Below are 22,451 nucleotides of genomic sequence, written 5' to 3'. Positions count from 1 at the left end.
GCAGCTTAGCCGGTGCTCAGGCTACGGCAGGTTCCGGCGCGTGTTCGCGGCCTTCGGCGATACCCAGGCAGACGATGCCGGCGATGATCGCGATGGCACCCAGGACGCGGGCGAGATCGAGATGCTCGTCGAACAGCCAGATCGACAGCAGCATCACCGACACCACTTCCAGGTGCGAGGCGGCGAAGGCGGGGCCGATTGGCGCGTGTTTCAGCAAGGCCATCCAGGTGAAGAACGCGCCGACGTAGCCGATTACCGCGCCGTAGACCCACGGCTGGCCGAACACGCGCAACAGCCATGCCAGGCTGGCTTCCACCGGCAGCGCCTGGGTGCCAGCGTACTTGAAGCTGACCTGCGCGAGGGTGTCGAAGCCCATCAGCAGCAGGAAGCCGAACAGGTAGAAGCGCTTCATCCGCTGACTCCCACGATCGCCACGCCGAGCGTGACCAGCAGGATGCCGGCGACCCGCAGCCGGGTCAGCTTCTCGCCGAACAGGAAACGCCCGGCGAGCATGATCGCCACGATGTTGATCGAACCCAGCAACACGCCTTCGGACAGCGGGACCAGCGACAGGAAGGCGATCCACACCAGGAATTCGACCACGTAGCTGCCGATGCCGAGCCACAACCATGGCCTGGATGCCATGTGTTTCCAGCGCGCCAGGCCATCGCCGGCCGCCTCATCGCCCGCGGCCGCCTTGAACGCCAGCTGGCCGCCGGTATCGAGCACGATGTTGAGCAGCCACAGGCCCGCCACGAGGGTGGAGATGGAGCCCTCCGCCGGCATCATCAGGCCGCGGCACGCTGCGTGCCGTTCGACGCGGCGATGCCGTCGAAGAACGCGGCCGAGCGATCGATCAGGGTGCGCCGTTCCTTGTCGATGGTGATCATGTGGTAGCTGTCGTCGAGCAGCAGCAGTTCGGCCGGCGCATTGACTTCGCGCATCACCAGCTCGGCGTTCTTCAGGCTGGCGACGTCGTCGTCGCTGGCGTGTGCGACCAGGCAGGGCGCGGTGACCTGGCGCAGCTGGCGGCGCACGCTGGCGGCCAGGCCGTACATCTCGGCCAGCGAGTACCACGGGTTGCCGGGCAGGCCGGCGGCGGCGCTGTCGCCGCTGAGCATCGCCGTGCTGACCTGCGCGCGCAGGCGTTCGTCGCGGATGCCGTAGGGCGGCTGCTCCATGAAGCTGCGGCCGCGGCCGATGCCGAGTTTCTTCAGCAGCGGCAGCAGGAACGACAGCCGCGCCAGCGGCGGAATGCTCCAGCCGTCGTAGCGGAAAGTGGCGCCGTACACGCCCACGCCGGCGATCCGACCGGGCCGGTCCGCGGCCAGTTTCAGCGCCAGGAGGGCGCCCATCGACAGGCCGCCGACGAACAGGTGGTCGACCTTGCCGAGCATCGCGTCGGCGGCCTGCTCGACGCTGGCGTACCAGTCGCGCCAGCCGGTGGCGAGCAGGTCGTCGACGTCGCCGCAATGGCCGGCCAGCTGCATGCCGTGCACGGTGAAGCCGGCGCGGTGCAGGCCCTTGCCGAGCAGCTTCATTTCCATCGGCGTGCCGGTGAGGCCGTGGATCAGCAGCACGCCGCTGCGTCCGCCCTCGAAGAAGAAGTCAGTCTGCTGGATCACGCGCTTGCCCTGTGGGATGGATCGCGGCGGTTTTCATGCGAACGATGTTCGCAGCCGGCGGTTTCCTCAGTCTTTCGACGCGGCGGCGGCCGGCGCCGTGGCGTGACCGAAACGTACCATCACGCGCTGACCGATGCGCAGGTCGCGGATTCGGGCGGAGTCGGGCTGGTCGAACGCCAGCACGCATTCCACTGTGCGCGCATTGGCGCGTACTTGCGGGTCGTTCTCCAGCGTGGCCGGCCCGTAGACCTGGCCGACGCGCAGCACGTGCGCGTTCCAGCGGGCATGGCCGCCATCGCTGTCGGCGACCACCTCGGCTGGCATGCCCGGCTGGATCACGCCGACGAAGCTGTCGTTGAGCTCGGCACGGACGATCCGCGGTTTCCGCGGCAGCAGGACGAACAACGGCCCGGATGCGGGCGATACGCCGGCGCCGGGCTGGGCCGACACGCGCACCACGTCGGCGTCGAACGGGGCGAACAGGCTGCGCTGCTTCAGCTCGTAGCGGGCCTCGTCCAGCTTCTGGCTGGCCATGCTCAGTGTCGCGCGGGCGGACTGCTGGTCGGCATCGATCTGCGCCGCCGCCTCGTGCGCATCGTCGGCGCTCTGGCCGTCGCCGGCACCGGCGGCGGCCGCGGCGGCCAGTCGCTGGGCGCGCTGCTTCGCCGCGGCCTGTTTGACCCCGAGCAGCTTCAGCTGCGCCTGCGCCTGCTCGAGTTGCGCCTGCGCCGCTTCGACGGCGAGCCTGGCCGGTTCGGTGTCCAGCGCCGCCAGCAACTGGCCCTGCCTGACGTGGTCGCCTTCGTGCACGGCGACCGTGGCGAGCGTGCCCTCGCGCGGCATCGCCAGGTTGAGCAGGCCGCCTTCGATGTCGATCCGCCCGCGCGCGACGGCCGCGTAGGCTGCTGCCATCCCGGCACGGCTGTCGGCCGGCGCCTGACCGGATGGCGAGCAGGCCGGCAGCAGCGACGCCACGGCCAGCGCGAGGCCGCCACGGCGGAGCAGGCGCGTGGTGCGCGCGCGCCATGACGGGGGGAAGGCTGGCGGCTTCATGCGGGGTTTTCCTTAGCTGTCGGTGACCACGGCGTGGTTGCGCCGGTCGCTGAGTATGCGGCCATCCTCCATCGCCAGCACGCGGTCGGCGTGGACGACCAGGCGCGGGTCGTGGCTGACGCACAGCACGGTGGTGCCGTGGGCGTGGGCGATCCGGTGCAGGATGTCGATGATGATCTGGCCGTTGGCGGCGTCCAGTGCGCTGGTCGGCTCGTCGGCGAACAGCAGCTCGGGCTGCTTGGCCAGCGCGCGGGCGATCGCCACGCGCTGCTTCTCGCCGCCGGACAGCTCGGAAGGGCGCAGCCGCATGCGGTGCGCCAGGCCGACCTCTTCCAGCGATTGCTGCGCGCGCCGGCGTGCCTCGTCGCGCGACAGGCCCATGTGGTTGAGCGGCAGCTCGACCTGCTCGAACGCGGAGAGCGCGGGGAACAGGTTGAAGCCCTGGAACACGAAGCCGGTGTGCTGCAGGCGGAAGCGTTCCAGCGCGCGCAGGTCGAGCTGGCCCAGCTCGCTGCCGAGCGCCCGCACGCGGCCGCTGTCGACCTTCTGCAGGCCGCTGAGGATCGCCAGCAGGGTGCTCTTGCCGCAGCCGGACGGGCCGGAGATCAGGGTCAGTTCGCCAGCGTCGATACTCAGCGAGAAGCCGTCCAGCACCTGCGTGCGCTGGTGGCCGGAGACGAACGCCTTGCTGACGTTGTCGGCCTGCAGGGCAGGTGCGTGCACCGGTTCGGCGGCGGGGACGGGGTGCATCGCGGCTATCTCAGCAAGGTGGCGGGGTCGGCGCGGCGCAGGCTGCGCATCGCGGCCAAGCCGGAGACGGCAGCGAGGCCGAGCACCAGGAGGATGCAGGCCAGCGCCGCCGGAACATTCAGAACCACCGGCACATCCTGGCTGCGTGCCAGCAGCATCAGCACGATACCGAGCACGCTGGCGCCGAGCAGGCCCAGCGCGCCGACCCAGAACGCCTGCTCCAGCACCACCTTGCGCAGCGCGCCCACGCCCACGCCGAGCGCATTGAGGGTGGCGTATTCGCGCACCGAGCCGTTGACCGCGGCGATCAGGGTCTGGCTGGTGATCACCGCGCCGACCAGGAACACGATGCCGGCCAGGAACAGCACGCCGGCGCCGGCGCCAGTATCGAACAGCCAGTAACGCACCGAGAGGTTGGCGAAGTCGCCGGCGCTCCATGCCGTGTACGGGCCGAAGGCGGTGTCGCCGCGCAGGCGCATGGCCACCGCTTCGGCCTGGGCCGGGTCGCGCAGTTTCGCCACCAGGTAGGTCGGGCCGGTGTCGGTCGGGTCGCTGTCCAGCCGGCGCGCGGTGTCCAGCGAGCACAGCACGTTGACCCCGCCGAGCGCGCGCAGCCCGCTGCTGATGCCCACCACGCGCACCTGCTGGCCGTTGATGGTGGCGGTCTGGCCGATGTCGACGCCGAGCTGGTCTTGCGCGGAGCGGTCGATCACGATCGCGTCCGGTTCGGCCAGCCGCGCGCGCAGCGCCGGCGAAAGTGCCTTGGAGAACATCAGCCCATCGGCGGCCGGGTCGATGCCGGAGACAAACACCGAGACGCCGCCGGTCTCGCGCGGCCCGCGCCAGTCGCCGTCGACCCACAGGTACGGCTCGACCCGCTGCACCGCCGGGTCCATCAGCAGGCGCGACTCCACGTCGGCGTCGATCGTGCGGCCCAGGCTCACGCTCTGCGTGCCCGGGTAACCCACCCACACGTCGGCCGACGAGCCGGTGATGTACAAACTGGTGCTGCCGAAGATGCCCAGCACCAGCGCGATCTGCAGCAACTGCAACAGGCCGGCGAAGCCGACCGCCAGCATCGCCGGCAGGAAGCGCCGCCATTCGTAGACCAGGGTCTTGCGCGCGAGGGCGACCATCAGCGCGGCATTCCATGCGTGTCGGCGGACGCCTGCGGCGTGGCCGGTTCCGTTTCCGGCATGGGCAGCGGTGCGCCCCCCAGCGCCTTGAACAGCGTCACGTAAGCGAGGCTGCGCGCGGCGCGGGCATCGGCCAGTTCGAGCGCGGCCTGGTCGGCGGCGACCTGGCTTTCGACGCGATCGAGCGGGCTGCCCAGCTGCAGCCCGGCCCGCACCTGCATCGCCTGGTCGGCGCGCTGCAACGCCTGCCACGCCAGGGTGTCCTGCTGTTCGCGCTGGCGTTGCTGCTGCAGGCTGCCCAGCGCGGTTTCCACCTCGGCCACGCCTTGCAGCACGGCCTGCCGGTAAGCCAGCACGCTGGCCTTCAGCTCGTGGGCCTTGGCGTGCATGGCGGCCAGCCGCATGCCCCAATCGAACAGCGGGATGTCGATCACCGGACCCACCGACGCGATGCCGTTCGGGGTGGTGGAAAAGCGATGGTTGTTGTTGATGTCGGTGGCCCAGACCATCGAGGCGCCGAGGCCGATGCTGGGGAACAGGTCGGCGTGGGTCAGCGCCAGTTCGCCGGCGGTGCGCAGCACGTCCGCCTCGGCGCGGGCGATCTCGGGCCGCGTGCGCAGCAGCTCGGCCGGGGTGCCGTCGAGCCGCCAGGCGCCCAGTTCGGGCGGCGTGCCCGCCTGCAGCCACGCCGGGTCGGGATGGTTCTGTCCGAGCAGCACGGCCAGGTGCTGCGTGCTGGCGTCGATCGCCTGGCGTGGCGCAGCCAGGGCGGCTTCGGCCTGCGCCCAGGCGGCTTGCGCCTGATCCACCGCGCCGGGTGCCGCCAACTGCAGGCGTTGTCGGGTGCGCTGCAGTTCCAACGCGTGCCGGCGCTGCCGGCTGATCCGCTGCAGCAACTGTTCCTGCTGCTGCGCGGTGCGCAGGTCGATCCACTCGCGCACCACTTCGGCGACCAGGGTGACCCGGGCGGCGTGCAGATCGGCCACGCCGGCGTCCAGTGCGCCCTGCGATTCGCGCCGGGTGCCTTCGGCACGGCCGAACAGGCCCAGTTCCCAGCTGGCGTCGAAACCGGCCACGAAGAACGAGGCGCTGGCGTCCGGGTCGATCACGTCGTCGGTGCGCGCGTTCAGTGCTGGCAGATAGCGGGCATGGGCACGCTCGTGCAGGGTGCGCACGGCGCGCAGCCGTTCGACCGCCTGCGCCACGTCGAGGTTGTTGGCCAGCGCACGATCGACCAGCGCGTCGAGGTCGGGGTCGGCGAACGCGTGCCACCAGCCGTGCAGGTCGGTCGGCTGGGCCGGGTCTGCGGCGACCGCGTGCTGCCATTGCGCTGGCACCGGCGGCAGCAGCCTGGGCAGCGGCGCGGCACAGCCGGCCAGGCCGGACAGGACGACACCAAACACGCACATGCGCAGCCAGCTGTCGTCGGTCGTCTTGCTCAGTCGAAGGGGCACGGTGCGCGGTTTTCCATGGCGACGGTCGCGAGGCAATGGCGTGGTCGGCATTGGGTGATGGTCATCGCGCGTCATTGTCGTGGTGGAATCTTTCTTTACCCTGAGACGGGAAGTGGTCGGCCGGTCGAGGAAGGCGCGGGAAAGCGCACTTCCACACACAGGCCGCGCGCCTCGCCGGGGCGGTAGATCACGTTGGCGTGATGCCGTTCGGCGATGCGCTGGACGATCGCCAGCCCCAGCCCGCTGCCTTCCTCGTTGTGGTTGGCGGCCCGGAAGAAGCGCTCGCTCAACCGCGGCAGCAACTCGGGCGGCACGCCGGGACCATTGTCCTCGACGCTGAGGCTGGCGCCGCCATCGGCACGTGCCGCCAGCCTGACGGTGACGGTACTGCCGCGGCCGGCGTAACGCACGGCGTTGTCGATCAGGTTGTCCAGAAGATCCTGCAGGCTGGCGGCGTCGCCGAGTACGGACAGTGCCTGCGCGGTGCCGTCGTAGCCCAGGTCCACGCCGGCGCGGATCGCCTCGTGGACGCGTTCCGATACCGCTTCGGGGATGAAGCGGCTCAGGTCGAGCAGCGTACGCTCCCCGGTCTCCAGCGACGGCGCCTGCGCGCGCGTCAGCGCCAGCAACTGCGCGGAAGTACGCGCGGCGCGCTGCACCAGCCGCCGGATGTGGACGAGGGCATCGGCCACCGTCTCCGGCTGCGGGTTGGCCATGGCGTGCTCGACGTGCAGGCTCAGCCCGGTGAGCGGCGTGCGCAGCTGGTGCGCGGCGTCGGCGATGAAGCGGTCGTGCAGGGCCAGCATGCCGCGCAAGCGGCCGAACAGTGCGTCGATGGTCTGCGTCAGCGGCCGGATCTCCAGCGGTACATCGGGGCCATCGATGGGGGTCAGTTCATCGGTACGTGCGGCCAGCCGCGCGGTCAGCGGGTCGAGCACGCGCAGGCCGCGGCCGACGCCGAACCAGACCAGCGAAAGCACGCCGACGATCAGCAATGCCTGCATCACGATCGCCAGCAGCAGAATTTCCCGCGCCTGCTGGTGCCGGTCGCGCAGGGTTTCGGCGACGGTGACGACCAGGCTGTCGCCGGGGTCGCTGCGCAAGGCGATATGCACCGTGGCGGCGCGCAGGGCGTGCTTCGCCAGTTGCGCGTCGTACAGCGCCGGGCGCGCGCCGATCGCCGGCACCCGCGCCGGCTGCGGCAGTTGCCCGTTGCTGGCCAGCAGGCCGTGCCTGGCGCTGCTCACGGCGAAGTAGCTGTGGCCGTCCGGGTCGTACTCGAGCAGGAAGCGCGCCTGCGGGGTCAGCTCGCCGTCGAGCTGGTCGTTGCCGAGCATCGTCGCCAGGGTCAGGGCATCGTCGCTGAGGTCGCGGTCGTGCACCCGGTTGGCATAGGTCAGCGCCACGCCATAGGTCAGCATCGCGTCCAGCAGCAGCAGCACGCCCACCGGGACCAGCAGGACCAGCAGCAGGCGCCGGCGCAGGCTGGGGCGCAGCGAATGCGCGCGCGGCGGGTTCATGCGTGGCCGTTCCCGGTTTCGTCCGTTTCTTCCAGCAGGTAGCCCAGCCCGCGGATCGTGCGCACGCCGGTGCCGCTGCCGTGCAGCTTGCGGCGCAGGCGATGGATCGCGATGTCCAGCCCGTTGTCGGTCAGCTCCTGGTCCCAGTCACACAATGCCGCGATCAGCTGGGCGCGGCTGGTGACGCGGTCCACGCGCAGGGCCAGCGCTTCCAGCAATCCGAACTCGCGTGCGGTCAATTCCAGCGGTGCCTGGTCGATCCATGCGCGATGCCCGGGCAGATCCAGCCGCAACCGGCCCAATTGCAACTCCGGCCGGCCCTGGCTGCTGGCCCGACGCAGCAGTGCCCGCACGCGCGCCTCGAATTCGGCCAGCGCGAAGGGTTTCACCAGGTAATCGTCGGCGCCCAGGTCGAGCAGGCGGATGCGCTCGGCCAGGCCGTCACGCGCCGTCACCACCAGCACCGGCATGCCCGTGCCGCGGCGGCGCAGGCGGCGCAACACTTCGCTGCCATCGAGCGAGGGCAGGCCCAGGTCCAGCACCAGCAGGTCGTAGTCGTGATCGCGCAGCGCCGTGTCGGCCAGGTTGCCCCTGGCGGCATGGTCCACCGCGTGACCACCGTGTCGCAGTGACGCGCAGATACCCTCGGCGATGGAGGCATCGTCCTCGGCCAGCAGAATACGCATCGTGTACTCCCAGGGCGCACATGAGTGTGGTCGGTCGCCAGACCTGGCGATGACAGTTACTGAGATTGATTCTTGTCTGCGATCTGGCGGAGGCAATGGCGCAGTCGGAATCTTCGGATGCTGCGCTCATCCAGACCATTCACGCCAGCCGCAGTTCCCGTGCTGCGGTGCATGCGGGCGGGTCACGGACCGCGATGGGCCCGCTGCCACAACCTGCGGAACCGCTCCGCCAGCAACGCCACGCGTTCTGGATGAGGCAGTTGCACCGGTGGTACTGGATCAGTTTGGCGTTGTGCTGATGGGTTTGCTGCTGTTCGCGCTGAGCGGGATCACCCTCAACCACGCGCGGCCGGCCGTACGGCCGAGTGGTCCGCGAACGAGATTTGTCTGTCGATGCCGCAGCCTCGGGATGCTGGTGGGCATGACCTCTGGCCTATGTCGTCGTGACCGGTTGGGTGCACTCTGCGGGGATTGCTCAGGGGAGTGGCAAGATGCGGCGAATCGTACGCAAGTGGGGATGTCTGTGCGCCATGGCCGCGTTCTGGCCCTGGCTGGCGATGGCGCAGCAGGCCGCTCCGGCGGCGGCAGCCTCGGTGCCGGCCAGCGCTGCCAGCGTGGCGCTCCCCGACATTCCCTTCGCGGCCGCCGATGCCGCCGCGGTCGCCGTGCCCAGCGCCGCGAATGCATGGGGCGGCGAGCGCAGCGGCAACGAGCCGACCCTGTCCGATCGCGTGGTGAGCTATCGCATCGACGCCGAACTGGACGTGGCGAAACACACGGTAAGCGGCAAGCAGCACATGACCTGGCGCAACCGCAGCGATCGCCCGGTAAGCAAGGTCTACTTCCATCTGTACCTCAACGCGTTCCAGAACGAGGGCAGCACCTGGTTCACCGAGCGCAAGGTGCTGACCGCGCACGGTCGGTCGCGCGGCGCGGCGGCCTTGAAGAAAGGCGAGTGGGGCTGGATCGAGCTGAAGCAGGTGAAGCAGGGCGACGCCGCGTTGAAGTGGCAGTTCGTGCAGCCCGACGGCGGCCCGGCCACCGACCAGACCGTGGTGCGCATCGACTTGGCCGAACCGGTGCCGGCCGGCGGCACGCTGGCGCTGGATATCGACTTCCTCAGTCAGCTGCCACGGGTGGTCGAACGCACCGGCTGGTTCGGCGACTTCAACCTGGTGGCGCAGTGGTTCCCCAAGATCGGCGTGCTGGAACTGCCCGGCGAGCGCGGTGCCACCACGCCGCGCTGGAACGTGCACGAGTTCCATTTCAACAGCGAGTTCTACGCCGACTTCGGCCTGTACGACGTGCGCCTCACCGTGCCCGCCGACTACACCGTGGGCGCCGTCGGCAAGCTGCAAGGCCCGCCCGAGACGGCGAACGGCAAGAGCACGTACCACTTCGTGCAGGGCGACGTGCACGATTTCGCCTGGGTCGCGGCCAAGGGCTACAAGACGCTGGACGGCAGCTGGCAGGGGCCGGGCAGCCCGAAGGTCGACGTGCGGGTGATCTATCCCGACGAATACGTGGCCAGCGCCGCGCCGGTGCTCAAGGCCACCACCGACTCGCTGACCTACTTCTCGAATTCGCTGGGCGCCTACCCGTACGAGACGGTGACGGCGGTGGTGCCGCCGTACAACGCGTCGGAGGCGGGCGGCATGGAGTACCCGACGTTCTTCACCGCCGAGGGTTATGCCAAGGTCGAGCCGGGCACGCTCACGCAGTACGCGATCGATTTCGTCACCATCCACGAATTCGGCCACGGCTATTTCTACGGCCTGCTCGCCTCGAACGAGTTCGAGGAGCCGATGCTCGACGAGGGCATGAACGAGTATTGGGACGGCCGCATGACGCGCGACAGCGGCGAGAAGATCGTGCTGGCGTCGGGCTGGATGAAGCGCCTCGGCATCACGCCGGCGATGACCGGTTTCGAAGCGGAGCGGCTCGGCGCCGGCCTGCATCAGCCGCCCGACCCGCTGGGCGCGAATGCGTGGGACCGCCTGTCCAGCAGCAGCTATGGCACCGTGTATTCGCGCACCGCCACCGCCATGCACGACCTGGAGGAGCGTTTGGGCAAGCCGGTGCTGGAACGTGCAATGCACGAGTACTACCGGCGCTGGCGTTTCCGTCATCCGTCGTCGGCCGACCTGCGCGCCACCCTGGCCGAGGTCTCCGGCAACCCGAAGGCGGTCAACGAGATCTTCGACCAGTACGTCTACGGCACCGCGCAGATCGACGACCGGGTTGCCAGCATCGACACCGCCGAAGTGCTGCCGCTGGCCGGCAGTACGCTGAAGGACGGCAGGCGCAGCGAGCTCGACAGCGACGCTCTCGACAAGCGGGTCGACAAACAGCGCGAGGACTGGGACAAGGCCCATCCGAAGGCGAAGCCGGGCAGCGGGCCGTTCCCGTGGCACAGCACGGTCACCGTGCGCCGCGATGGTGTGCCGGTACCGCAGCTGCTGCGGGTGAAGTTCGCCGACGGCAGCAGCGAGGACGTGCACTGGAACGATGACCGCCGCTGGGCCCGCTTCGATTTCACCAAGCCGTCCAAGGTGGTCTCGGCCACGCTCGATCCCGAGCAGAAGATCTACCTGGATGCGAACAAGCTCAACGACAGCCGGACGACCAAGGCCGACGGCAGCGCCTCGCGCCGCTGGAGCGCGGATGCCGCGTCCTTGTTGCAGGTCTTCTATGCCTTGGTGGGGTCGCTGTGATGATGAACAAACGTGCTTCGCGTCGGGTGGACTTTGGCGCCGCCATGCGTGCCCCGCTGGCTGCCATGCAATGGCGCCTGCTGTTGCTGTGGACCCTGTTGCTGCTGCTGCCGACCGCGGTGGTCAGCCTGCCGTTGTGGCGCAGCCTGAGCGGGCTGCTCGATCATTCGGTGCACGCGCAGGCATGGGCCGCGCAGTTCAGCCCGCTGATGTTCGGCGACACCATGTCGGCACTCGGCGACGATACCGGCTGGATCAGCGGCGTGGCGATCCTCGGCCTGCTGCTGACCCTGCTGCTGTCGCCGTTCCTCAACGGCATGCTGGTCGGCAGCGGGCGCGCCAGCCGCGTGCTGGGCTTCGGCCACCTGCTTCAGTGCGGCATTGTCGAGTACGACCGCATGTTCCGCCTGATGCTGTGGTCGATCGTGCCTTACGCGGCAATGGCGGCGTTGATCGGCGTGGCCTTCGATGCGGTGGACCGGGTCGACGCCAGGGCCGTGCTGGAATCGCAGGCGGACCGCACGTCGCACCTGGCGATCGGGCTGGCCGTGCTGCTGTTCGTGCTGGCGCAGGCCATTGTGGAGTCGGGGCGTGCCGCGTTCATCGCCGACGGCAACCTGCGTTCGTCCACCCGCGCATTCGGTCGCGGCTTCATGCAGTTGCTGCGGCGGCCGTTCAGTACGCTGCTGTGCTACTTGCTGATCAGCGCGATCGGTTACGCGGTGGCGCTGGCGCTCGGCGTGGGCCGCGTGCATACCCCGGCGCTCGGCGTGACCGGCCTGGTGCTGGCGATACTGCTGGCGCAGCTGGTAGTGCTGGTGCTGGGCTGGGTGCGCGTGGCCCGCGTATTCGCACTGGCCGAAGTGGCGCGTTCGCTGTCGTCGTCGCGGCGCGGCAGCGGTTTGCCCCAGGCGTTGTAGGCCGTTCTTCACCGCCTTGCCGGCACCTGCCGGCGGGACGATGAATCAGCCGTAGGCGCGGCGGTGTTCGCGGTGCGGCGGGTAGTAGGCGAACACGTGGCTGTGGCTGCCGTAGAAATCCATGTCCTCGATGTGTTCGCCGCCGAGTCGCTCGGCGACCCGGTCGGAGGCCTCGTTGCCGATCCGCACCAGGCTGATCACGCGCTGGACGCGCAGCTGGTTCCAGGCGAAGCCGAGCACGGCATTGCCCGCCTCGGTGGCATAGCCGTGGTGGCGATGCTCGGGCTTCAGCATCCAGCCCATTTCCAGGTCCGGCCAGCCGTCGGGGTACATCAGGCCGGCGCGGCCGATGAACTCGCCGCTGCCTTTCAGCTCGAGCGCCCACATGCCGAAGCCGCGCAGCTGCCAATGGCCCAGCAGCATCGCCAGCGAACGCCAGGCATTGGTTCGGTCCAGCGGTTCGCCGTCGCCGATCCAGCGCGTGCTGTCCGGGTCGGCCAGCATGGCGGCGTAGTCGTCGAAATGCCGCTCGGTGAGTGCGGTGAGGCGCAGACGCGCCGTTTCAATGGTTGGAATATCGAACATCACGGTCAACGGTGGGCGGCAACCAGCAGTTCAGCCAGTGCATGGGTACTGCTGGCAAGACTCTCTTGCCAGGACAATCCGGTGATTGTCTCACCTGTGACCGAATCGACAAAATCCTCGGCCTGGCCGGGCGGCAGCAGATGCCGGTAGTCCACGGTGATCTCGCTTCCGGCGGGCAGTTCGGCCAGGGCAAACACGAAACCCAGGTGCCACAGCCCGTTCGGCGTGAAACTGTGGTTGATGTAGCACTCGTCCGGCCAGTCCGGCGACAGCGTGTAGCGGTCCTCGAACCAGCGCGCGCTGGCATGGAACTGCGCGCGGAGTTCCGGCGAAGCCATGATGTCGGCGTAACGGAACGTCTGTTCGATGCCATCCGGCGCGGTGATGATGCGCCCCGCTGCCACGGTTTCGTCGAGGAACAGGCCGTTGCCGGCGCCACGAATGGCGGAGGCGGCGATGTGGTAACGCGGCAGGATCATGGCGGCACGGCGGGCGGGATGGGCGCGCGAGTGTAACGCAAGCGGCACGGCCCGCCGGGCCGCGCCGCCTGGCTTCCGCTCGCGGGGGGCGGGGGGCTACTCCCCGGTCGGCGTCTTCTTGCTGTGCATGGCCTTGGCCGGCGCGTCCGCCTTGGCGACGGCATCGTCGGCGGCGTCGCCGAGCAGGATCGCGCTGCGGTTGCGCTCGATCGTGGCCTTGCCGATGCCCTTGACGTGGTTGAGGTCGTCGGCCTTCTTGAACGGGCCGTTGGCTTCGCGCCAGGCCACGATGGCCTCGGCCTTGGACTGGCCGACGCCGTCCAGCGACTTGGCGATGGTGGCGGCGTCGGCGTGGTTGATATTGACCGGCGTGGCGGCGAGCAGCAGGCCCGGTACGGCGAGGGCGAGGGTGAGGGCGACAGCGACGAGTTTGTTGAACATGGCCTTTCTCCTTGGGCGGTGGTGACGGCATCCCGGTGCCGCCAGCGCACTATGGCGCCGTGGCGCAGGAGCGCACAGTGGGAGGCAGCGCAAGGTCGGCGTGCGCGGTGGTCGCTTTCGTCTGTGGGCGGCTTCCGATCGCGTGTCGGTGTGGCCGAAGGACGGCTGTTACAATGCCGGTCTTGTCCGTCTGATGGAGCTTGACCATGGATACTGCCCGCCTTTCGCGCTTTGTCAGCGGCTTGTGGGACGACGAGATCGTGCCGCAGCTGGTTGAATACATCCGTATTCCCAACAAGTCGCCGATGTTCGACAAGGATTGGGTGGCGCACGGCTACATGGACGCCGCGGTGAAGCTGATGGAAACCTGGGCGCGCTCCAAGCTGAGCCAGCTGCCGGGTGCCACGCTGGAAGTGGTGCGGCTGGAGGGGCGCACGCCACTCATCTACATCGAGGTGCCGGGCCAGGGCGACGACACCGTCATGCTGTACGGCCACCTGGACAAGCAGCCGGAGATGACCGGCTGGGCCGACGGCCTGGGTCCGTGGACGCCGGTGCTCAAGGGCGACAAGCTGTACGGTCGCGGCGGCGCCGACGACGGTTATGCGATTTTCGGCTCGCTGGCGGCATTGCTGGCGTTGCACGAGCAGGGCATTCCGCACGCACGCTGCGTGGTGATGATCGAGGCCTGCGAGGAATCGGGCAGCTACGATCTGCCGTTCTATGTCGACCACCTGGCCGCGCGCATTGGCAGCCCGTCGCTGGTGGTGTGTCTGGATTCGGGCTGCGGCAACTACGACCAGCTGTGGCTGACCACGTCCTTGCGTGGCATGACCGGCGGCAACCTCAGCGTGCAGGTGCTGGAAGAGGGCGTGCACTCGGGCGATGCCTCCGGTGTGGTGCCGTCGAGTTTCCGCATCCTGCGCGAGTTGTTGTCGCGGCTGGAGGATCCGGCCACCGGCCAGATCAAGCCGAAGGAGCTGTACGTCGAGATCCCGGCGCAGCGGGTCGAGCAGGCAAAACTGTCGGCCGAGGTGCTGGGCGCGGACATCTACGACAAGTTCCCGTGGGTGGAAGGCATGCAGCCGGTCACCCACGACCTGGCCGAGCTGGTGCTCAACCGCACCTGGCGTCCGCAGCTGGCGGTGACCGGCATCGGCGGCATCCCGCCGCTGGAAAGCGCCGGCAACGTGCTGCGTCCGCAGACGTCGGTGAAGCTGAGCCTGCGCGTGCCGCCCACCTTGAACGGCGCCAAGGCCGGCGAGTTCGTCAAGCAGCTGCTGGAAAAGGATCCGCCGTACGGCGCCAAGGTCAGCTTCACCCTGGAGAAGGACGGCTCGGGCTGGAACGCGCCCGCACTGTCGCCGTGGCTGGAGCAGGCGGTCAGCGATGCTTCGCAGAACTACTTCGGTGCCCCCGCCACCTACATGGGCGAGGGCGGCAGCATTCCGTTCATGGGCATGCTGGGCGAGAAATTTCCGAAGGCGCAGTTCCTGATCACCGGCGTGCTCGGTCCGCATTCCAACGCGCACGGCCCGAACGAGTTCCTGCACATCCCCACCGGCAAGAAGGTCAGCATGGTGGTGGCCGAGGTGGTGGCGCGCCACCACCAGCAGGGCAGCAAGGCCTGAGCGCGATCGTCGGACCATGAGCATGGACACCGGCTGGCTGGCCGACAACTGGGCGCAGGTCCGCCTGCGCGTCGACGCGGCGTGCCGCGAGGCAGACCGCGACCCGGCCGAGGTGGGCATCCTGCCGGTCAGCAAGACGTTCGGTCCGGACCTGATCCGGGCTGGCGTGGCACTGGGCATGCGCCGCTTCGGCGAGAACAAGGTGCAGGAGATCCGCGACAAATCCGCACCGTTGGCGGACTGCGGCATCGACTGGGTGATGATCGGCCACCTGCAGACCAACAAGGCCAGGGACGTGGCGCGGCTGGCCAGCGAGGTGCAGTCGCTGGACCGGCTGGAGCTGGCCGAGGCGCTGGATCGCCGGCTGCAGCACGAGGGCCGCGCGATCGACGTGCTGGTGCAGGTGAAGACCTCGTCCGAACCCAGCAAATACGGTCTCCCGCCTGAACAGCTGCCGGGTTTCCTGAACGTCCTGCGCGGTTACGACACCTTGCGCGTACGTGGCCTGATGACCCTGGCGATCCACTCCAGCGAGCCGGCCGAAGTGCGTGCCTGCTTTCGCCTGCTGCGTGAGCTGCGTGATCGGGCGGTGGCACAAGGTCATGATCTGACAGAACTTTCCATGGGCATGAGCGGAGATTTCCCGCTCGCCATTGCCGAGGGAGCGACCGAGGTACGGATCGGTACGGCGATCTTCGGCAGTCGGCCCTATCCGGACTCGCATTACTGGCCGGAGCCGCCGCTCAAGGCATAAATTTTAAAAATCAATGAGTTGGGTGAAATGTGCGCGGCGTCGCCATTTTTTGAAACGCCAGAGTTCAGTTAACCCCAATCCAACATCCAGGTGGCCCCTTCTTGTTAACTTCACCGAGTCGTCACGTCATTGGCTTCTGCTGGGCGGTCGATCCTGTGAACAACAAGGGGTTTTTCCCAGCATGCCCATCAAGCAACTGACCGCCGCCGTCGCATTCGTTTCCGTGCTGCTGGTGTCCGGCCCACTCCAAGCCACGAACAACCCCGCCGTCATCGACAGCACGGTTGTCGCCCGCCTCGGGTCGCCCTTGCTGAGTCAGCTGCCGGCATTCAACCCGGCGCCGTCGCTGGCGCAGTCCGTGGTCCCCGATGCTGCCTCGGTGCTCGCCGGCAAGAGTGCCGCGACGGAACAGGCTGCCGCTGCCGACGTCGCCGCGACGGACGAGCAGGACGCGGCAGCGGCAGCCGCCAGCGCGGACATCACCGACCTGCGCAAGTCGCTGATCGCGATGGCGATGAAATTGCGCGATACCCGCTACGTGCGTGGCGGGCGCGATCCCTCCACCGGTTTCGATTGCAGCGGTTTCGTCCGTTACGTATTCGCCCATGCGGTCGGCATGCAGCTGCCGCGCAACTCCGCATCGCAGTTCCTGGCCGGCCTCAAGGTCAAGCGGGCCGACATGCAGCCGGGCGACCTGGTGTTCTTCCGCACTCATGGCAAGCGGCGCATCTCGCACGTGGGCATCTATATCTCGAACGGCCGCTTCATCCACTCGCCGGCCAGCGGCAAGTCGGTGGAGATCTCCAGCCTGCACGAGAGCTACTGGGCCAAGCGCTTCGCCGGCGCCAAGCGCCCGGAAGCGATGGCGCAGGTGGCCAGCAAGGGCTGAGCTGCCGTCGCCAGCTTCTTCGCGAAGCCGCCGTGAGGCGGCTTTTTGCTGCCGCGGCGGGTGAACGATTGCCGCCGGGTACGGTCAGCTGCGGGATGCCGCCGCTATGCTGTCCCTGACTTCATGGAAACCGCCTGATGCCTTTCGACTTGCCGCCCGTCACGCGCAACCTGCTGATTGCCAACGTGGCGGTATTCCTGCTGCAACAGGTGATGGGCCAGCTTCTGATGGTGTATTTCGCGCTGTGGCCGCTCGGCTCCGGCCTGTTCGGGGTGTGGCAGATCGTCACCAGCGCGTTCATGCATGGCAGCATCACCCACATCCTGTTCAACATGCTCGCGCTGTACATGTTCGGTGGTGCGATCGAGCGCACCTTCGGCGCGCGCGAGTTCACCGTCTACTACTTCGTCTGCGCGATCGTCGCCTCGCTGCTGCAACTGGCGGTGCTGTGGTTCTTCCCGCCGTCCCAATACGGCCCCACGCTGGGCGCCTCCGGCGCGATCTTCGGCCTGCTGCTGGCGTTCGGCATGCTGTATCCACACGAGAAGGTGATGCTGATCTTCCTGCCGATCCCGATGCCGGCGTGGCTGTTCGTGATTCTCTATGCCGCTGCCGAACTGACCATGGGCGTGACCGGGATCGAGCCGGGCGTCGCCCATTTCGCCCACCTCGGCGGCATGCTGGGCGGCCTCGTACTGATCCAGTACTGGCGCGGGCGGCTGCCGTGGAAACCGAAGCGCCGCCTGTTACGCTGAGCGCTTTCACGCCGCGAACGCCCCCCATGACCCAGACCCTCCAGCGCCAGCTCACCCCGCGCCACATCACCTTCATGGCACTGGGCATGTGCATCGGCGCCGGCCTGTTCCTCGGCTCGGCCAGCACGATCCAGCTGGCTGGGCCGTCGCTGCTGTTCGCCTACCTGTTCGGCGGCGCGATGATCTTCATCATCATGCGCGCGCTGGGCGAGATGGCCGCGCACGAGCCGATCGCCGGCTCGTTCAGCACTTACGCGCACAAGTACCTCGGCCCGTTTGCCGGCTACCTCACCGGCTGGAACTACTGGATCCTGATGATGGGCGTGGGCATCGCCGAGAGCACGGCGGTCGGCATCTACATGAAGGCGTGGTTTCCCGAGTTGCCGCAGTGGATCTGGGCGTTCGGCAGCGTGGCGATGATCGGCGGGCTGAACCTGATGGCGGTGAAGGTCTACGGCGAGCTGGAGTTCTGGTTCGCGCTGATCAAGGTGCTGACGGTGGTGCTAATGATCCTCGGCGGCGCCGCGATCATCGGGCTGGGCTGGGGCAACGGCGGGCATCCGATGGGGTTGTCGAACCTGTGGTCGCACGGCGGCTGGTTCCCCAACGGCCTCACCGGCATGGTGCTGGCGCTGCCGGTGCTGGTGTTCTCCTTCGGCGGGATCGAGACGATCGGCATGGCGGCGGCCGAGGCCGCGCATCCCGAGCGCACCATCCCGCGCGCGGTGAATTCGGTGATCTGGCGCATCCTCATCTTCTACGTCGGCGCGCTGCTCGTGATCATGGCGATCTACCCGTGGAACGAACTGGGCACGCAGGGCAGCCCGTTCGTCACCACGTTCGCCAAGCTGGGCATTCCGCAGGCGGCGGGCCTGATCAATTTCGTGGTGATCACCGCGGCGCTGTCCAGCTTCAACTCCACCATGTTCAGCGGCAGCCGCATGCTGCACAGCCTGGCGACGAAGGGGCAGGCGCCGATGGCGATGGGTCGGCTGAGCGCGCAAGGCGTGCCGGTGAGCGGGGTGCTGGTGACGCTGGTGTTCCTGCTGTTCGGCGTGCTGATGAACTACCTGGTGCCCGGGCGCATCTTCGGCATGATGATGTCGATCCTCGCGTTCAATACGGTGTGGACCTGGGGCATGGTGCTGGTGGCGCACTGGCGCTTCCGCCGGCAGCAGCCCGTGCCGCTGGCCTTCCGGTTGCGCTGGTTCCCGCTGAGCAGCGTGATCTGCCTGGCATTTCTCGCGTTCGTGCTGGTGATGCTCGGCTACAGCGCGGACACCCGCGTGGCGCTGTACGTGGGCGTGGTCTGGCTGGCGCTGCTGACCGTGGGTTACCGCGTGGGCGGCATCGGGCAGCGCATGCGCGTGGCGTCGGCGTCGGTCTGAGGGCGGTTCCGCCGCGGACTCTTCCCGCACGCGGGGAGGGTAGGCCTCAGCGCAGCGCGAGGAAGTCCGCGCTGACCACGAAGCGCACCGCATCCAGCCGCAGGCGCGATTGCGGCAGAGCGGCCAGCAACTCGGAGCGTTCGGCGACGATGGCCGCGATTTCCGCCTCGCTGACCGACGGGTTCACCGCGTGCAGCGCCCGCAGGCGCGACAGTTCCGCATCCAGTGTCTCCGTGGCCAGGTTCACGGCCTCGTCGATGCGCGCCTGCCCGCGTGTGCCGGCCAGTGCCTCGGCGCGCTCCAGCATCGGCGGCACCAGCTTGCCGAGGAATTTGCGGTAGCGCGCCACTTCGATGTTGCGGTCGCTGGCCTTGCGCAACGCGATCTCGCTGGGTGCGAAATCGGCACGTTCGGCGAGCCGGGTGTCGACGGTGACCACGATCGGCAGGATCGGCAGGAAGCGCTCGGCGTCGAGCCGGCGGTCGGCCACGCATTCCAGCACGAACACCGCCTGCAGCAGCGCAGTACGCGGCGACAGCACATCGTCGACCATGAAGGCGGCGTTGCCCTGCTCGCCGGATAGCGCCAAGTCCATGGCGCCGGCGACCAGCGGGTGGTCGAGCCGCAGCAGCGGCAGTTCCTCGCGCGACAGCGCCACCTCGCGCGCGAACGTCACCGACTGCGGACCGTCGGCGAAGCCGGGCAGAGCGTCGGTGGACAGGTATTGCGGGTCGAGCAGCAGCACCTGGCCGCCGAGTTCCTCGGCGTGGATGCCGAAGGCCTCCAGCAAGCGTTGCACGAAGGCGTCGCGGCCGGGATCGTGGTCTTCGCGGGCAAAGGCCTGCTGCAGCTCGTCGGCGTGCAGGTCGCGGCTGGCAGCCAGCTCCAGCAGATGATCGCGGCCGCGGCGGATCAGCTGGGCCATCTGCTCGTGGCTGGCGCGGGTCTCGGCCAGCAGCGCGTCCAGTTCCTGGTCGCGGTTGTCGTCGCCGCGCGCATGCTCGTCGGCCAGCCGGGTCAGCGCCTCGCCATAGCGGCGCAGCAGTTCGCGACCGTCGGCCGGGCTCATGCGGAAGGCATCGACGCCCTCGTCGTACCAGCGCGCCAGCACGTGCTGGGCACTGTCGGCCACGGCGAGGATATGGATGTCGATGTCATGCTTCTGGCCGATCCGGTCGAGCCGGCCGATGCGCTGTTCGAGCAGGTCCGGATCCAGCGGCAGGTCCCACAGCACCAGCCGGTGCGCGAACTGGAAGTTGCGGCCTTCCGAGCCGATCTCCGAACACAGCAGCAGGCGCGCGCCGTCGGGTTGGGCGAAGTACGCGGCGTTGCGGTCGCGCTGCACGATGCTGAGGCCTTCGTGGAAACGCGCCACGCCGACGCCGCTCTTCGTGCGCAGCGCTTCCTCCAGCGCCAGCACCTTGGCCTGGCTGCGGCAGATCAGCAGGAACTTGTCCTGCGGGTGCCGATCGAGCAGGGCGATCAGGGTGTCGATGCGCGGGTCGGCGGCGTAGTCGACCTCGATCAGCGGCGACGGCTGCTGGATGTCGGCGTGGAATTCGGCCAGGAGCGCCTGGCGCGTGCTTTCGTCGAGCCGGTCGGCGTCCAGCAGATGCCACTCGGGCAGGCGTTTCGGAAAGCCGCCCACACCGGCGCGGTTGTTGCGGAACATCGCGCGGCCGGTGCCGTGGCGGTCGATCAGTGCAGCCAGCAGTTCGCGCGCGTTCTCCGCCTTGGTCGGGTCGGCCAGCCGCGCGCTGAGCACGGCGTCGCCGTGGAACGCCTCGGCCAGGGCGGCGCGCTGGGCGTCGTCGAGCGGCTTGCCGTCGAGCAGGCGGTCGGCGATCTTCGACAGCGCCAGGTAGGTGTCCGCTTCGGCCAGATAGCCGTCCAGATCGTGGTAGCGCTGCGGATCGAGCAGGCGCAGGCGGGCGAAGTGGCCGCTGCGGCCAAGCTGCTCCGGGGTGGCGGTGAGCAGGATCACGCCGGGGATCGCCGCAGCCAGCTTCTCCACCATCGTGTAGCGCGGACTGGCTGTCTCCGGCGACCACGCCAGGTGATGCGCCTCGTCCACCACCAGCAGGTCCCACGGCGCTTCCAGCAACTGCTGGGCGTGCTTCGGCGAGTTCTCCAGGAAGCCGAAGTCGGCGATCACCAACTGCTCGTCCTCGAACGGATTGCCGGCGTCGCCGGATTGCTCCAGCGCTTCGCAGCGCTCCTCGTCGTAGATCGCGAAGCTGAGGTTGAAGCGGCGCAGCATTTCCACGAACCACTGGTACACCAGGGTGTCGGGCAACAGCAGCAGCACGCGCGAAGCGCGTCCGGTGGCGAGCTGGCGCGCGATGACCATGCCCGCTTCGATGGTCTTGCCCAGGCCTACCTCGTCGGCCAGCAGCACTCGCGGCGGCCGCCGCGCGGAGGCGATGCCAGCCACGCGCAGCTGGTGCGGCACCAGTCCGATGCGTGCCGCACCGAGGCCCCACATCGGCGAACGGCGTGCCTCGGCACGCCGCTTGAGGCCTTCCAGGCGCAGCTCGAACTGCGCCACAGCATCGGTGCGGCCGCCGACCAGGCGGTCATCGGCCTGGCTCACGCTCTGCTCGTCGTCGAGCTGTCCTTCGTGCAACTCGCGGCCCTCGCCACGATAGATCAGCAGCTCGTCCTTGATCTCGACGCGCTCGACCAGGAACGCGATGCCCTTGCCGGCGACGCGCTGGCCGGCGCGGAACTCGGCGCGGATCAGCGGCGCCGAGTCGATCGCGTACGGGCGCAGCACGCCGGCCTTGGCGAACAGCACCTGTACCCCGCGCCCTTCGACGCGCAGGACGGTGCCGAGGCCAAGCTCGGGTTCGGCGGAGGAGATCCAGCGTTGACCAGGAACGAACATTTTTCAGCCGGGTTGCTTCAGGGGGCCGACGATTATCCGCCCCGCGGCGCGCGCTGGGAACCATGGCGGGCTGCGACGGCCATTCGGCGGCCGCGTCGTGCGCTCAGGTTTCGGCCCACTGGCGCAGCAAGTTGTGGTAGACGCCGCTCAGCTGCAGCAGCGAGGCGGCATCGGCGCCGCCCTGGGTCAGGCGCTGGATCGAGGCGTCCAGCTCGAACAGCAGGCGCCGCCGGCTGTCGTCGCGAATCAGGCTTTGCACCCAGAAGAACGCGGCCACGCGCGCACCGCGGGTCACTGGCGTGACGCGGTGCAGGCTGCTCGACGGATAGACGATCAGGTCGCCGGCCGGCAGTTTCACTTCGTGTTCGCCGTAGGTGTCGTTGACGATCAGCTCGCCGCCGTCGTATTCGTCCGGCTCGCTGAGGAACAGCGTGCAGGAAACGTCGCTGCGCAACTGCGCATCGCTCGACAGCGCCATCACGGCGCCGTCGACGTGGAAACCGTACTGGCCTCCGCCCTGATAGCGGTTGAAACGCGGCGACAGGGTGCGCAGCGGCAACGCTGCCGCATGGTAGAGCGGGTTCCTTGCCAGCGCGGCCAGCACGAGCTGGCCCAGTTGCTGGCGCAGCGGCGAGGCATCCGGCAACTGCTGGTTGCGTTTCACCTGCGCGCCTTGCGCGCCGACCGTCTCGCGGCCGTCGGTCCAGTCGGCCGCGTCGAGCATGGCGCGCATCTGCATGACCTGTTCGCGGCTGAGGACGTCGGGTATGTGCAGCAGCATGGC

At 68.7% G+C, this 22,451-nt stretch carries 21 protein-coding genes; 7 read left to right on the top strand and 14 right to left on the bottom strand.

All coding sequences use genetic code 11. The annotated features are described in order from the left end of the window. Positions 1 to 16: 16 nt before the first annotated feature. The 9 genes from ABIE04_RS03375 to ABIE04_RS03335 all read right to left on the bottom strand — a co-directional run bounded on the left by ABIE04_RS03375 (position 17) and on the right by ABIE04_RS03335 (position 8,224). Positions 17 to 412: a DMT family transporter gene (locus ABIE04_RS03375; protein ID WP_354547162.1), complete on the bottom strand. Its 396-nt coding sequence runs from the start codon at positions 410 to 412 to the stop codon at positions 17 to 19. Continuing rightward, positions 409 to 789: an EamA family transporter gene (locus ABIE04_RS03370; RefSeq protein ID WP_354547161.1), complete on the bottom strand. Its 381-nt coding sequence runs from the start codon at positions 787 to 789 to the stop codon at positions 409 to 411. Before ABIE04_RS03370 ends, ABIE04_RS03375 begins: the two co-directional genes overlap by 4 nt. Then, entirely contained in the window at positions 789 to 1,625 is an 837-nt protein-coding gene (locus ABIE04_RS03365) for an alpha/beta hydrolase (protein WP_354547160.1), read from the bottom strand. The genes ABIE04_RS03370 and ABIE04_RS03365 overlap by 1 nt, the downstream gene beginning before the upstream one ends. 66 nt (positions 1,626 to 1,691) lie before the next feature. Further along, positions 1,692 to 2,678, bottom strand: a complete 987-nt coding sequence (locus tag ABIE04_RS03360; protein WP_354547159.1) for an efflux RND transporter periplasmic adaptor subunit — start codon at positions 2,676 to 2,678, stop codon at positions 1,692 to 1,694. A 12-nt stretch (positions 2,679 to 2,690) separates the two neighbouring features. Then, positions 2,691 to 3,428: an ABC transporter ATP-binding protein gene (locus tag ABIE04_RS03355; RefSeq protein WP_354547158.1), complete on the bottom strand. Its 738-nt coding sequence runs from the start codon at positions 3,426 to 3,428 to the stop codon at positions 2,691 to 2,693. Positions 3,429 to 3,433: 5 nt separating this feature from the next. Continuing rightward, the gene (locus ABIE04_RS03350) at positions 3,434 to 4,564 is read right to left on the bottom strand and encodes an ABC transporter permease (RefSeq protein WP_354547157.1); all 1,131 of its coding nucleotides are present in this window, start codon (positions 4,562 to 4,564) and stop codon (positions 3,434 to 3,436) included. After that, on the bottom strand, positions 4,564 to 6,018 hold the full coding sequence (locus tag ABIE04_RS03345; protein ID WP_354547156.1) for an efflux transporter outer membrane subunit: 1,455 nt from the start codon (positions 6,016 to 6,018) through the stop codon (positions 4,564 to 4,566). Before ABIE04_RS03345 ends, ABIE04_RS03350 begins: the two co-directional genes overlap by 1 nt. Positions 6,019 to 6,113: 95 nt before the next feature. Then, entirely contained in the window at positions 6,114 to 7,538 is a 1,425-nt protein-coding gene (locus ABIE04_RS03340; RefSeq protein WP_354547155.1) for a sensor histidine kinase, read from the bottom strand. After that, positions 7,535 to 8,224, bottom strand: coding sequence for a response regulator (locus ABIE04_RS03335; RefSeq protein WP_354547154.1), 690 nt, complete (start codon positions 8,222 to 8,224; stop codon positions 7,535 to 7,537). Before ABIE04_RS03335 ends, ABIE04_RS03340 begins: the two co-directional genes overlap by 4 nt. A gap of 491 nt (positions 8,225 to 8,715) precedes the next feature. Between ABIE04_RS03335 and ABIE04_RS03325 the strand changes: the two genes are divergently transcribed. Together ABIE04_RS03325 and ABIE04_RS03320 are read left to right on the top strand one after the other, a co-directional pair. Beyond that, positions 8,716 to 10,938, top strand: coding sequence for a M1 family metallopeptidase (locus ABIE04_RS03325; RefSeq protein WP_354547153.1), 2,223 nt, complete (start codon positions 8,716 to 8,718; stop codon positions 10,936 to 10,938). Positions 10,939 to 10,982: 44 nt separating this feature from the next. Next, complete coding sequence (locus ABIE04_RS03320) at positions 10,983 to 11,858, top strand: hypothetical protein (protein ID WP_436410349.1); 876 nt, start codon at positions 10,983 to 10,985, stop codon at positions 11,856 to 11,858. Between the two features lie 45 nt (positions 11,859 to 11,903). Here the strand turns inward: ABIE04_RS03320 and ABIE04_RS03315 are convergent, their stop codons facing one another. From ABIE04_RS03315 to ABIE04_RS03305, 3 genes are all read right to left on the bottom strand, one after another. Beyond that, positions 11,904 to 12,443 (bottom strand): GNAT family N-acetyltransferase, encoded by a 540-nt coding sequence (locus tag ABIE04_RS03315; RefSeq protein WP_354547151.1) that lies wholly within the window; start codon positions 12,441 to 12,443, stop codon positions 11,904 to 11,906. A gap of 5 nt (positions 12,444 to 12,448) precedes the next feature. Continuing rightward, complete coding sequence (locus ABIE04_RS03310) at positions 12,449 to 12,922, bottom strand: SET domain-containing protein (protein ID WP_354547150.1); 474 nt, start codon at positions 12,920 to 12,922, stop codon at positions 12,449 to 12,451. A 96-nt stretch (positions 12,923 to 13,018) separates the two neighbouring features. Then, positions 13,019 to 13,363: a ComEA family DNA-binding protein gene (locus tag ABIE04_RS03305; protein ID WP_354547149.1), complete on the bottom strand. Its 345-nt coding sequence runs from the start codon at positions 13,361 to 13,363 to the stop codon at positions 13,019 to 13,021. Positions 13,364 to 13,569: 206 nt separating this feature from the next. Here ABIE04_RS03305 and ABIE04_RS03300 point away from each other — a divergent pair, with 206 nt between their 5' ends. From ABIE04_RS03300 to ABIE04_RS03280, 5 genes are all read left to right on the top strand, one after another. Continuing rightward, complete coding sequence (locus ABIE04_RS03300; RefSeq protein ID WP_354547148.1) at positions 13,570 to 14,994, top strand: M20 family metallopeptidase; 1,425 nt, start codon at positions 13,570 to 13,572, stop codon at positions 14,992 to 14,994. Positions 14,995 to 15,016: 22 nt separating this feature from the next. After that, positions 15,017 to 15,748 (top strand): YggS family pyridoxal phosphate-dependent enzyme, encoded by a 732-nt coding sequence (locus ABIE04_RS03295; RefSeq protein WP_354549765.1) that lies wholly within the window; start codon positions 15,017 to 15,019, stop codon positions 15,746 to 15,748. A 181-nt stretch (positions 15,749 to 15,929) separates the two neighbouring features. Then, on the top strand, positions 15,930 to 16,637 hold the full coding sequence (locus tag ABIE04_RS03290; protein WP_354547147.1) for a C40 family peptidase: 708 nt from the start codon (positions 15,930 to 15,932) through the stop codon (positions 16,635 to 16,637). A 137-nt stretch (positions 16,638 to 16,774) separates the two neighbouring features. After that, the gene (locus ABIE04_RS03285) at positions 16,775 to 17,392 is read left to right on the top strand and encodes a rhomboid family intramembrane serine protease (protein ID WP_354547146.1); all 618 of its coding nucleotides are present in this window, start codon (positions 16,775 to 16,777) and stop codon (positions 17,390 to 17,392) included. A gap of 26 nt (positions 17,393 to 17,418) precedes the next feature. Further along, the gene (locus ABIE04_RS03280; RefSeq protein WP_354547145.1) at positions 17,419 to 18,780 is read left to right on the top strand and encodes an amino acid permease; all 1,362 of its coding nucleotides are present in this window, start codon (positions 17,419 to 17,421) and stop codon (positions 18,778 to 18,780) included. A 46-nt stretch (positions 18,781 to 18,826) separates the two neighbouring features. Here ABIE04_RS03280 and rapA read toward each other — a convergent pair whose 3' ends face one another. Together rapA and ABIE04_RS03270 are read right to left on the bottom strand one after the other, a co-directional pair. Next, positions 18,827 to 21,667 (bottom strand): RNA polymerase-associated protein RapA, encoded by a 2,841-nt coding sequence (rapA, locus tag ABIE04_RS03275; RefSeq protein ID WP_354547144.1) that lies wholly within the window; start codon positions 21,665 to 21,667, stop codon positions 18,827 to 18,829. Positions 21,668 to 21,770: 103 nt separating this feature from the next. Next, complete coding sequence (locus ABIE04_RS03270; protein ID WP_354547143.1) at positions 21,771 to 22,448, bottom strand: Fe2+-dependent dioxygenase; 678 nt, start codon at positions 22,446 to 22,448, stop codon at positions 21,771 to 21,773. Positions 22,449 to 22,451: the final 3 nt, after the last annotated feature.

The sequence above is a fragment of the Rhodanobacter soli genome, assembly GCF_040548735.1.
GTDB lineage: Bacteria > Pseudomonadota > Gammaproteobacteria > Xanthomonadales > Rhodanobacteraceae > Rhodanobacter > Rhodanobacter soli_A.
This window is presented reverse-complemented; position numbering and strand designations above follow the sequence as displayed.

Excerpts from the sequence above, each read along its gene's own strand:
- ABIE04_RS03280 (WP_354547145.1), top strand. The coding sequence starts at position 17,419 with ATGACCCAGACCCTCCAGCGCCAGCTCACCCCGCGCCACATCACCTTC.
- ABIE04_RS03300 (WP_354547148.1), top strand. The coding sequence starts at position 13,570 with ATGGATACTGCCCGCCTTTCGCGCTTTGTCAGCGGCTTGTGGGACGAC.
- ABIE04_RS03285 (WP_354547146.1), top strand. The coding sequence starts at position 16,775 with ATGCCTTTCGACTTGCCGCCCGTCACGCGCAACCTGCTGATTGCCAAC.
- ABIE04_RS03310 (WP_354547150.1), bottom strand. The coding sequence starts at position 12,922 with ATGATCCTGCCGCGTTACCACATCGCCGCCTCCGCCATTCGTGGCGCC.
- ABIE04_RS03305 (WP_354547149.1), bottom strand. The coding sequence starts at position 13,363 with ATGTTCAACAAACTCGTCGCTGTCGCCCTCACCCTCGCCCTCGCCGTA.
- ABIE04_RS03355 (WP_354547158.1), bottom strand. The coding sequence starts at position 3,428 with ATGCACCCCGTCCCCGCCGCCGAACCGGTGCACGCACCTGCCCTGCAG.
- ABIE04_RS03340 (WP_354547155.1), bottom strand. The coding sequence starts at position 7,538 with ATGAACCCGCCGCGCGCGCATTCGCTGCGCCCCAGCCTGCGCCGGCGC.
- ABIE04_RS03360 (WP_354547159.1), bottom strand. The coding sequence starts at position 2,678 with ATGAAGCCGCCAGCCTTCCCCCCGTCATGGCGCGCGCGCACCACGCGC.
- ABIE04_RS03320 (WP_436410349.1), top strand. The coding sequence starts at position 10,983 with ATGCGTGCCCCGCTGGCTGCCATGCAATGGCGCCTGCTGTTGCTGTGG.
- ABIE04_RS03325 (WP_354547153.1), top strand. The coding sequence starts at position 8,716 with ATGCGGCGAATCGTACGCAAGTGGGGATGTCTGTGCGCCATGGCCGCG.
- ABIE04_RS03375 (WP_354547162.1), bottom strand. The coding sequence starts at position 412 with ATGAAGCGCTTCTACCTGTTCGGCTTCCTGCTGCTGATGGGCTTCGAC.
- ABIE04_RS03350 (WP_354547157.1), bottom strand. The coding sequence starts at position 4,564 with ATGGTCGCCCTCGCGCGCAAGACCCTGGTCTACGAATGGCGGCGCTTC.
- ABIE04_RS03290 (WP_354547147.1), top strand. The coding sequence starts at position 15,930 with ATGCCCATCAAGCAACTGACCGCCGCCGTCGCATTCGTTTCCGTGCTG.
- ABIE04_RS03335 (WP_354547154.1), bottom strand. The coding sequence starts at position 8,224 with ATGCGTATTCTGCTGGCCGAGGACGATGCCTCCATCGCCGAGGGTATC.
- ABIE04_RS03370 (WP_354547161.1), bottom strand. The coding sequence starts at position 789 with ATGATGCCGGCGGAGGGCTCCATCTCCACCCTCGTGGCGGGCCTGTGG.
- ABIE04_RS03315 (WP_354547151.1), bottom strand. The coding sequence starts at position 12,443 with ATGTTCGATATTCCAACCATTGAAACGGCGCGTCTGCGCCTCACCGCA.
- ABIE04_RS03270 (WP_354547143.1), bottom strand. The coding sequence starts at position 22,448 with ATGCTGCTGCACATACCCGACGTCCTCAGCCGCGAACAGGTCATGCAG.
- rapA (WP_354547144.1), bottom strand. The coding sequence starts at position 21,667 with ATGTTCGTTCCTGGTCAACGCTGGATCTCCTCCGCCGAACCCGAGCTT.
- ABIE04_RS03295 (WP_354549765.1), top strand. The coding sequence starts at position 15,017 with ATGGACACCGGCTGGCTGGCCGACAACTGGGCGCAGGTCCGCCTGCGC.